8 protein-coding genes and 1 pseudogene are annotated in these 8,282 nt (G+C 74.2%); 1 reads left to right on the top strand and 8 read right to left on the bottom strand.

Annotated elements, in window-relative coordinates:
* Positions 1 to 1,025 precede the first annotated feature (1,025 nt).
* Complete coding sequence (locus QJS33_RS30540) at positions 1,026 to 1,175, top strand: hypothetical protein (RefSeq protein ID WP_306371544.1); 150 nt, start codon at positions 1,026 to 1,028, stop codon at positions 1,173 to 1,175.
* Positions 1,176 to 1,383: 208 nt separating this feature from the next.
* On the opposite strand, the gene QJS33_RS30545 is transcribed toward QJS33_RS30540, so the two are convergent.
* From QJS33_RS30545 to QJS33_RS30580, 8 genes and pseudogenes are all read right to left on the bottom strand, one after another.
* Positions 1,384 to 2,292, bottom strand: coding sequence for a type II secretion system F family protein (locus QJS33_RS30545; RefSeq protein ID WP_306371545.1), 909 nt, complete (start codon positions 2,290 to 2,292; stop codon positions 1,384 to 1,386).
* An 11-nt stretch (positions 2,293 to 2,303) separates the two neighbouring features.
* On the bottom strand, positions 2,304 to 3,236 hold the full coding sequence (locus tag QJS33_RS30550) for a type II secretion system F family protein (protein ID WP_306371546.1): 933 nt from the start codon (positions 3,234 to 3,236) through the stop codon (positions 2,304 to 2,306).
* A gap of 195 nt (positions 3,237 to 3,431) precedes the next feature.
* Positions 3,432 to 4,754, bottom strand: coding sequence for a CpaF family protein (locus tag QJS33_RS30555; RefSeq protein WP_306371547.1), 1,323 nt, complete (start codon positions 4,752 to 4,754; stop codon positions 3,432 to 3,434).
* Between the two features lie 96 nt (positions 4,755 to 4,850).
* The gene (locus QJS33_RS30560; protein WP_306371550.1) at positions 4,851 to 5,174 is read right to left on the bottom strand and encodes a TadE/TadG family type IV pilus assembly protein; all 324 of its coding nucleotides are present in this window, start codon (positions 5,172 to 5,174) and stop codon (positions 4,851 to 4,853) included.
* A gap of 119 nt (positions 5,175 to 5,293) precedes the next feature.
* On the bottom strand, positions 5,294 to 5,674 hold the full coding sequence (locus QJS33_RS30565) for a pilus assembly protein (protein ID WP_306371551.1): 381 nt from the start codon (positions 5,672 to 5,674) through the stop codon (positions 5,294 to 5,296).
* Between the two features lie 37 nt (positions 5,675 to 5,711).
* Positions 5,712 to 7,067, bottom strand: a complete 1,356-nt coding sequence (locus QJS33_RS30570) for an AAA family ATPase (protein WP_306371548.1) — start codon at positions 7,065 to 7,067, stop codon at positions 5,712 to 5,714.
* Entirely contained in the window at positions 7,064 to 7,846 is a 783-nt protein-coding gene (gene cpaB / locus QJS33_RS30575; protein ID WP_306371549.1) for a Flp pilus assembly protein CpaB, read from the bottom strand. Before cpaB ends, QJS33_RS30570 begins: the two co-directional genes overlap by 4 nt.
* A gap of 57 nt (positions 7,847 to 7,903) precedes the next feature.
* Positions 7,904 to 8,282, bottom strand: a pseudogene (locus QJS33_RS30580) (hypothetical protein); the annotation flags it as partial.

Consider the following 8,282-nt stretch of genomic DNA (forward strand, 5'->3'; position numbering starts at 1 on the left):
CGACAGCGACCACAACCGCGGCCGCGGTCCCGGCCGCCGCACCTGACGCCCGTGGGTCCGCGGTCCCGGAGGCCGCGGCCGCCGCAGCCGTCGCGAGCGGTGCGGAAGCCCCTGCCGTCGCAGCAGCCGTAGGCGTTTCAGGCAGTGCCCCCGCCTCCGGTGCCACGGCCGACGCAGGGGCCTCGGAGGCCCCGACGGTTCCCGGCGACGCGGGCACCCCGGCCGTCCCAGGGGGTCCCGGTGTCCCCGACGGCTCGGAGACCACAGCGGCCACCGCCGTCCCGGGCGCCTCCGGCGGGGAACCGGTCCCCGCCACCGAGGAAGACCCCGATGCCACGGTCGTCACGGGCGACTCGACGGCGCTGGCCGCGGCGAGTGCCATGGCGGCGGTGGCCGCCGGCGGGGTGTCCTCTCCGCCGGCCGTCGACGACACGGACTCTCCGGCGAACTCCGGTGCCTGTGCGCCCTCTGACGACACGCGTGCCCCGGGAACCGGGGCCGTTCCCGAGGCCGCGCCCGTCTCGGAGCCCGCCGCCGCGGAACCCGTGGAGCCCACGGAGCCCGTGGAGCCCACGGCGCCGATGGAGTCGGCGGGGACCCTGGGGTTCGGGATCTACACGGAGCCGGTGACGCCGGAGGGTTCGTCCGTTGCGCCCCCGGTGTCCCCGGCGGCTCCGATGCCTGCGCCACCGCAGACCGGGCCGGGGCCGGGGTTCGGGATCTACACGGAGCCGGTGACGCCGGAGGGCTCGTCCGTTGCGCCCCCGGTGTCCTCGGCGGCTCCGATGTCTGCGGCACCGCAGACCGGGCCGGGGTCGGGGTTCGGGATCTACACGGAGCCGGTGACGCCGGAGGGCTCGTCCGTTGCGCCCCCGGTGCCCCCGGTTCCTCCGGGGCCCCCGGTGGTCCCGGCGGCTCCGATGCCCGCGGGGCCGTCGGCTCCGGCGGCACCGCCGGCCGGGCCCGCGACGGGCCCGGGGACCTCCGCCGCCCCGGTCGGCGCGGCCCCCGCGCCCGCGTGGGACATGCCGCAGGAGGCGGCCGGGACGACCGCCTCGATGGTGCGCGAACCGGTTCCGGGCGGCCGGACGGCGCTGCTGGTCAACGCGGCCGTGGTGGGCGCACTGATGCTGGGGGTGCTGGTGGTGATGCTGTTCCGGATCGGCATGATCTGATCCCCGGCGGCCGTCCACAGGTCCGGGAACGGGCCGCCGTGGGCAGGCGGCGCGGGGTACCCTCGCCGTGGGGGGGACCTCGGCCGGGGAACGGCGGGCGGTGCACCCCCCGGATCCATTCTCGGCCACGGCCGCCCGTCCCGCCGGCGGCCGGACGGGGCCTGTGGACGAACGGTCCGGTGGACGGACCCCGTCCGCGCGTGCCGGGTCAGCCGCCGAGGATGGTGCCGAGGTCGACCTCGGTGCCCAGGAACATCGAGCCGACGATGAGCAGCAGCAGCCCCGGCAGCAGTGTCACCGCGGTGATCATGGTGACGCGCGGGTTCAGCCGCTGCGCCTTGCGGCGCATGTACTGGGCGTCGGCGCGGCGCATGTCCTGGCTGATGTTCACCAGGGTGTCGCTGAGCGGGGCGCCCAGCTCCTCCGCCTGCTGGATGGCGGTCACGAACTTGCTCAGCGAGTCGTTGCGGTTGCGGCGGCGCAGCATCTCGAACGCCTCCCGGCGGGAGGTGCCCAGCTCCATCTGGCGCAGCGCCAGCGTGAACTCATCGGCCAGCACCCCCGGCATCGACTCCGCCACCCGCCCCACCGCGGCGCGGAACGACAGACCCGCGCTCACGGTCACCGCGAGCACGTCCAGGAAGTCCGGCAGTTGGGACTGCACCCGGTCGGCGCGCTCCTGCTCCTGCACGTACAGGTTCAGGTCGGTGAGCCCCGCGAACGCCAGCACGATCACCCCCAGCAGGGGGTTCCCGGTGAGGAACATCAGCGTCCCCAGCGATCCGTACAGGGCGACCTCGCCGATCTTGCGCCGCAGGTACCGGTCCGGGGTCAGCCCGTCGGGCCGCCCCGCCGCCTCGATGCGCCGGGCGATGGACCGCCGCCGCGATTCCCCCAGCGACTCCAGCACCATCCCCGAGAAGGGCCGCCCCAGCGCCTCGGTGATCCGGTGCAGGACGAACGTGCGCTCCTGCCGGGTGCGCGGGGGCGGCCCCGCCGGGTCGTCCACCCGCACCCGGGTCTGCGACATCATCAGGAACACCCCGTACACGGCGATCAGCACGACCAGTGCGGCGGCCGCCGACAGCGCTACGGGGACGACCCAGGCCAGGTTCATCGGACGGACTCCTACAGGTCGAACTTGGTGATACGGGCGACCAGTGCGAAACCGGTGACGAACAGCGCCGCCACCACCAGCAGCACCCCGATGCCCGCGGCGGAGGTGGTCATGGTGCGCAGGATGCCCGGTTCGATGGCGTTGATCAGGAACAGCGCACCCACCGACATGAACCCCAGCGCCCACACGGTGCTGGTGGTCTCGCTGAGGATGGTCTGCACCTCGCGCCGGGTCTCCTTGCGGTTCTCCAGGGTGGTGGAGATGTTCCGCAGCGCCGTCACCAGCGAACCACCGGAGCGGGAGGCCACCAGCAGCGTCGACAGCAGCACCCCCAGCTCCCGGGACGGCATGCGCTCGCGCAGCTCGGCGACGGCCTCCTCGAAGGACGCGCCGAGCTTCATGGACTCGGTCATCCGCCGCAGCTCCTCGCCGGCCGGGCCGTCCAGCTCGTCGGCGGCGATCGCCACCGCCGTCGGCAGCGCCAGCCCGGCGGAGGTGGCGTTGCTCAGCACCCGCGCCAGGTCCGGGAGCTGCCCGGTGAACTCCTCACGGCGCTTGGCCTCGGCCCGGTTCAGGTAGGAGAAGAACAGGAACGCCACCCCCGCGGCGGCCAGCAGCCCGAAGAACGGGGCCAGCACCTGCCACACCACGACCACCGCCAGCAGGGAGCCGCCGACCAGGGCGACCACGAACGTGGACACCCGCAGGTCGGTTCCCGAGCGGGCGATCCGGCGCGCCAGCCGGGAACCCCACTGGGTCCGGTGCAGGGCCCGTTCCAGCCGGGCCATGGGCGTGGACGCGGCGTACTCCGCCTGGTCCAGGGCGCTGCGGGCGGCGATGAGCCGCCGCTGCTCGGCGCTGACGACGAACTGCCACAGCGCCGCCAGCGCGAGGACCAGCACCACCGCCAGCCCGGCGAGGATCACCGCCGTCTGCCAGTTCACCGCGGCTCCTAATTCGTTCGTAAGCGGTTCCGGACACCCCGCCTGAGGGGAACCGGACTGTCAGAGAACGGACACGTGTTCCGTGACCGCTCGCGGGTACCGGGCAGACCCCTGTGGGCTCCTGGCCCGACGAGGCCTTACGAAAGAGCGGCGGTGCCCGGTGCCTTCGAGGGGCCGCCCGGGGCGCGGGCGCCGTCACCACTCGTTCCGTTCCTCGGCGGGCACCACACCGAACACCGCGGGCACGGTCTCGCCCATGTGGTAGACCCGTTCGGCGATGTGCCGGGGCAGCGGGAAGTGCCGGAACCGCCCCTCCACCGCCCGGTTGGCCCCCAGCGGCAGCGCCTCGAACCGCAGCACCGGCTCCAGCCGGAACTCCTCGCGGCGCTTGGACGACACCACGCTGATCTCGTTGACCCGCCGCGACCCGTCCGGCCAGCGGCCCAGGTGCACGATGGCGTCCACGGCGTTGTTGATCTGGTCGCGGATCGCCTCGTAGGGGATGCGGCCGTCGCCGATCGTCGCCAGCGTCTGGATGCGGTGGATGGCGTCGTCGGCCGAGTTGGCGTGCACGGTCACCAGGGACCCGTCGTGGCCGGTGTTCATCGCCTGGAGCATGTCGATGGTCTCCTCGCCGCGGACCTCACCGACGATGATCCGGTCCGGCCGCATCCGCAGCGCGTTGCGCACCAGGTCGCGGATGGCGACGGCGCCCCGGCCCTCGATGTTGGGCGGTCGCGACTCCAGCCGCACCACGTGCTCCTGCATGAGCTGGAGCTCGGCGGAGTCCTCGATGGTGACGATGCGCTCGGTGGGCGGCACGAACGCCGACAGGGCGTTGAGGAACGTGGTCTTGCCGGTGCCGGTACCGCCGGACACCACCAGGTTGAACCGGGAGCGCACCATCGCCGACAGCAGCACCCCGGTGGCCTGGTCCAGGCTGCCCATCCGCACGAGTTCGTCGATCGGGTACGGCTTGGGGAACCGCCGGATGGTGAGCACCGGCCCCGACAGCGACAGCGGCGGGATGATGACGTTGACCCGCTCGCCGGTGGGCAGGCGGGCGTCCACCATCGGCGACGACTCGTCCACCCGCCGGTTGACCAGGGAGACGATGCGGTCGATGGTCTGGTAGAGCTGCTCCTCGCCGTTGAACGCGGCGTCGACGCGCTGCATCCGCCCGCCGCGTTCGATGAACACGTTGTCGGGCCCGTTGACCATGATCTCGGTGATGCTCTCGTCGGCGAGCAGGGGTTCGAGGACGCCCAGCCCCAGCGCCTCGTCGACCACCCTGCGGATGAGGACCGAGCGCTCCCGGTCCGACAGCACCGGGCCCTCGCGGGTGAGGATGTGCCCGACGACCTTCTCCAGCCGCACCCGCCGTTGGGCCAGGGTGAGGCGGGTCAGGTCCTCCAGGTTGATCTCCTCCAGCAGGCGCCGCCGCCAGTGCGTGACGCTGCCGCGATCGGTGCGCGCCTCGACGGCGCGGTCCTCCTCCAGCCGGTCCTTCAGTCCCATCGCCGACTCCTTCCCCTTCCCCCGGTCGCCCCGGCCGCCGCGGCGCGCGTTCGCGTCCCGGCGGTCCGCCGCGCCGTCGTGCGCGGGTCCTGTGTCTCACACATTCGGCATGTCCACCCGTCGTGTCACGGTGAGCCCGAACCCGGCGGACGAGAACACCACCGGCAGCGGATGGGACACCTCCACGTAGAAACCCTCGTGGTCGTTGGCGCCGCCGGTGACGGTCGCACCGTCGAGCCAGGACGGCAGGGACTCGCGCGCGGTGGCCTCGGCGCCGTCCAGGCCTTCGAGCCCGGCGACCCGGGCCCCGGCGCGCGCGGCCGACTCCAGCCGCTCGGCGGCCACGAACGCCAGGAACGCCTCGATGGCGATGACCGCGGTGAGCAGCAGCACCGGGAACGCCATGGCGAACTCCAGCATCGGCCCGCCCCGGTCGTCGCGGCGGCCCCGGCCACGGTGCCGGGCGCCCCGGCGGGACCGGTCGCGGGGACCGGGGCGGCCGGGGCGGTCGCGGTGGCGGGTGCGGTCTCGGCGGGTGCTCACCGCGTCCCCGTCCCCTGCGGATCGCCCACGCCCCCGCGCGGGGCGACCTCGGTGACGATCCGCGACTCGGCGCTGATGTCCCAGGGACCGGCCGCCCCCGGCAGGAAGATCGGCATGGCCAGGGTGACGCGCGCGTGGCGGACACCGTCGCGCTCGACGATCTCCACGGTCATCACGTCCTCTCCGTCCCAGGGAGGACGGACCCGTTTGCGGGCCTCCTCGTCGATGCGGGCCAGGTCGTCGGGGGTGACTGACGCCTGCCGGGCCGCCTCGGCGGCCCCGTGCGAGGCGTACATGGAGGTGATGCCGAGCAGCAGCACCTGCCACACCAGGGCCAGCGCCAGCATGAGGAAGGGCACCACCGCGGCGAACTCCACGATCACCCCGCCCCGGTCCGCCCCCCGGCCCCCGCGGTCAGCCACCGAGACCACCGTGCCCGCCCGGGTCGCGCGGCGGGCCGCCCGGGGCGCCGGACCGGCGCGGGTCCGGCGAGGCGTGCACGAACCCCGACACGTCCCGGGTGGACTGGCCGCCCTCCAGCACCGTGCGCGCGGAGACCAGACCGCCCGGCGGGGTGGGCGCCCCGCCCTTGCCGTTGCCCTGTTGGGCGGGCGGGCTCAGCAGGTCGAGTTCGGCGGCCAGCCGGGAGAACGCCTTGCGCAGCCCCTCGTCCGTGACCCGGGTGGGGTCGCCGTTGTTCTCGCCCGGCTCCAGACCCCGGTAGGAGGCGGGGACGGGCGTGCGCAGCACCCGGGTGCCCAGCAGGTGGCGCAGGAAGTCCGGCTGGATCTCGTTCTTGCGGCTGTGCCGGTTGACCAGCGCGTACACGTCCTGCTGGGAGCGGACCTGGAGGCGTTCCCACATGCCCATCAGCCGCTGGGCGCCGCGCAGCGCGGGCACGTCCGGGGTGACGGCGACGACGGCGCGGTCGGCGAGCTCCACGGCCATGGCGGTGGCCTCGTTCATGATCGTGCCGCAGTCCACCACCACCAGCTCATAGCGGGAGCGCAGCGCGGTCAGCACCCGGCGGGCGACCCGGGCGGAGACGTCCTCGCCGCGTTCGCCGTGCTCGGGGGCGAGCAGGACGTGCGGTCCGCGCGGGTCCACGTACAGGGTCTCCGCCAGCATGCCCGGGGTGATCTCGTCGCCCGTCCCCACCAGGTCGCCGATGGAGCGGCGGTGGCGCAGGTTGAGGAACGCGGGCAGGTCGCCGGTCTGAAGGTCCAGGTCGACCAGGCACACCACCCGGCCGGCGGCGGCCGCCGTGAACGCCAGGTGCACCGCGCAGGTGGTGGTGCCCACCCCGCCCTTGGCGCCGCTGACCGCCAGCACCCGCCCGCGCACACCCGAGGCGGGCAGGTCGAGGGAGGCGGACTCCAGGTGGCGGCGCAGGGTGCGCGACCAGTCGGCGGCCCGCGCGATCCGGTTCTCCAGCTCGGCGATGCCGGAGTCGGCGGCCAGCACGCCGCGGGCGCCCGCCTCCATGGCCCCGGTGAAGGTGTCGGCGTCCATGGCGGAGGACACCAGCAGGATCGCCAGCTGCGGGTGCCGGTGGGACAGGTCGCGGATGGCGTCGAACACCGGGGCCGGTCCCAGGTCCTGGTGGATGAGCACGACGTCGAGCTCGGGGAACTCGCCGGCGGCGTCGATCAGCGCCGCGCTGCTGGAGCGGACGGCGACCAGGTCGGCGGAGGCGAGTTCGTCGAAGCGCGCGGCCAGCACCATCTCCGTCTCGGAGGTGGGCATGCCCGCCAGGACGCGGAAGTTCATCGGTCGCCTCCGGGGGTGCGTCGGGTGTCCCCGCCGATCTCGCTGCCCTCGTCCGGGGAGCCCTGGCCGACGAGGTCGTCCATGTCCCGGCTACAGAACTCGGACTCGCCCGGGGAACCGCCCCCGGACGCGCTGACCAGGGCCAGCCGCATCTTGGTGGAGAAGTCCTCGGCGTAGGCCAGGCGCAGGGCGGCCTGCGGGTCCAGCCGGAACGTGACCGGGACGACCCCGGCGACGCCGCCGGCGTCGGTCTCCTGGGTGCGCAGCTCGCCGATGTCGAGGACCTCGACCTCGGTGAGGACCCGGACGGCGCAGGCCTGGCCGTGGTCGCGCGGCTGGAAGGTGGCGTAGATGTCGACGAAGGAACCGCGCCGCACCTTGCCCGCCACCCCGGTCTCGGCGTCGACCATGATCGCGATCTCGCGCTCGCCGGCGGTCAGGGTGGGCTGCGGCTGCACCATGCCCCGTTGCAGGTAGACGCCCGCCTCCAGGTGGGCGGCGGCGACGAGTTCCTGGTCGGCGGGTGTCTCGACCTCGGAGAGGTCGGAGAGGAACACCCCGGGGTCGAAGTACATGGCCGGCACCTGCACGGTCTCCACGGAGTCCGGGCCCAGGGGCTGGTAGGCGTCCACGTCCTCGGTCAGGCGCAGCACCGTCTCGAAGTCGCCGAGCTGTGCCTCCCTGGAGTCGAGGTAGGTGAACACGGAGAAGAACACGGCGACGGCTCCGAGGGCGGCCACGACCATGAGGAGGACGCCGCGTCGCTGACGGGGGTTCATGGGAGGTCTGTTTCCGTTTCCAGGCTCGTTGCGGGCGACCCGTCCGGGGCCGGGGTCCTAACGGGAGTAGGTCCGGGGGATGTCGGGGCGCGGCGCGCGTCCCGCGAGCGGAGGGTTCTCGGGTCGGTCGGGGGCGGGTGGTCGGGGTCCGGGGCCGCCGGTGGTCCGCGGGTCGGCGGCGGGGGCTCCGTCGCGGTCCCCGGTGCCGGGGTCCGCGGGTGGTCGGGGTTCGGGGTGCCGGGGCGCGCCGTGGTGGGGGGCGCTGTGGGGGAGACCGTCGACGGTGGAGTGCCAGGCGTCCTCGTCCACGGTGATCGGGGGCAGGGCCTCGGCCTCCAGCGGCGTCCGGTGGTCGCCGTACCGCGGGTGGTCGCGGTCGGTGTGCCGTGCCGCCTCGCCGGTGAGCATCGCCCCGGCCGCGCCGTTGCGCGCGCTC

Source organism: Nocardiopsis sp. CC223A, from assembly GCF_030766825.1.
Taxonomy (GTDB): Bacteria; Actinomycetota; Actinomycetes; order Streptosporangiales; family Streptosporangiaceae; genus Nocardiopsis.

Excerpts from the sequence above, each read along its gene's own strand:
- QJS33_RS30540 (WP_306371544.1), top strand. The coding sequence starts at position 1,026 with ATGCCGCAGGAGGCGGCCGGGACGACCGCCTCGATGGTGCGCGAACCG.
- QJS33_RS30545 (WP_306371545.1), bottom strand. The coding sequence starts at position 2,292 with ATGAACCTGGCCTGGGTCGTCCCCGTAGCGCTGTCGGCGGCCGCCGCA.
- QJS33_RS30555 (WP_306371547.1), bottom strand. The coding sequence starts at position 4,754 with ATGGGACTGAAGGACCGGCTGGAGGAGGACCGCGCCGTCGAGGCGCGC.
- QJS33_RS30560 (WP_306371550.1), bottom strand. The coding sequence starts at position 5,174 with ATGCTGGAGTTCGCCATGGCGTTCCCGGTGCTGCTGCTCACCGCGGTC.
- QJS33_RS30570 (WP_306371548.1), bottom strand. The coding sequence starts at position 7,067 with ATGAACTTCCGCGTCCTGGCGGGCATGCCCACCTCCGAGACGGAGATG.
- cpaB (WP_306371549.1), bottom strand. The coding sequence starts at position 7,846 with ATGAACCCCCGTCAGCGACGCGGCGTCCTCCTCATGGTCGTGGCCGCC.